This window comes from Microtetraspora sp. AC03309 (assembly GCF_020826795.1).
Taxonomy (GTDB): domain Bacteria; phylum Actinomycetota; class Actinomycetes; order Streptosporangiales; family Streptosporangiaceae; genus Microtetraspora; species Microtetraspora glauca.
The window spans coordinates 1-681 of the sequence record NZ_JADDIL010000323.1 but is presented as its reverse complement, the minus strand read 5'-3'; the positions used below and the strand labels follow the sequence as shown (position 1 = coordinate 681).

General features: G+C 65.9%; 2 protein-coding genes. One reads left to right on the top strand and one right to left on the bottom strand.

The genetic code is table 11. The annotated features are described in order from the left end of the window. On the bottom strand, positions 1 to 262 hold a 262-nt coding region (locus IMZ11_RS43110; RefSeq protein ID WP_228649417.1), incomplete at its 3' end, for an SDR family NAD(P)-dependent oxidoreductase. 161 nt (positions 263 to 423) lie between these two features. On the opposite strand from IMZ11_RS43110, the gene IMZ11_RS43105 reads away from it, so the two are divergent. Next, the coding region (locus IMZ11_RS43105; RefSeq protein WP_228649415.1) for a hypothetical protein at positions 424 to 681 on the top strand (258 nt) is incomplete at its 3' end.

The window sequence follows — 681 nt, the reverse complement described above, 5'->3', positions numbered from 1 at the left end:
GTACGTCGGCGGCCGGCGCGGTCCCGGGGACGCCTGCGACATGCGCGAGAAGGTCCCAGTCGCCGCCGATCTCGCCCAGTAGTCGCGCGATGTCGGCGGCATCCCGGAGGTCGCAGATCGTGTGTTCGGAAGCCGGGGTGTCACCTGCGCGCAGGTCCACCGCAAGTACGTGGTCGCCCCGCTCGAAGAAATGCGCCGCCGTTGCCGCCCCGATTCCGGATCCAGCTCCGACGACGACGATTCTGCGTGCGCTCTCCGGCATGCGCCAACCCCTCACTGAATGAACGACAGTAAGGATGACTGTAAACAATTCAGGCTGGTCGGACAATCGGCTTCGACCTGTGTGGTGAGTGCTACCGTTAGCCTTACCGGAGGCATCTTCGGCGACGTGCTGGCGCGTGCCTGGCGAGGAGACGGATTCGAATGAGCGCGATCGAAGAGCGTGCGGCAGTGCAGCCGCAGCGCGACGGCCTCGATGAGCTGCTGGCCTCCCAGCGCCGGTCATTCATCGCCGATGGTCCGCCTGATGCCGCGCTGCGCCGCAACCGTATTGACCGGCTGCTCGCGATGGTCCTCGACAACTCAGAGGACTTCGTCGCCGCCACCGCTGCGGACTACGGATCGCGATCGCGCTCGGCGGCCTTCTTCGCCGAGATCCTGGGCATGCTCTCGGTAATCGAG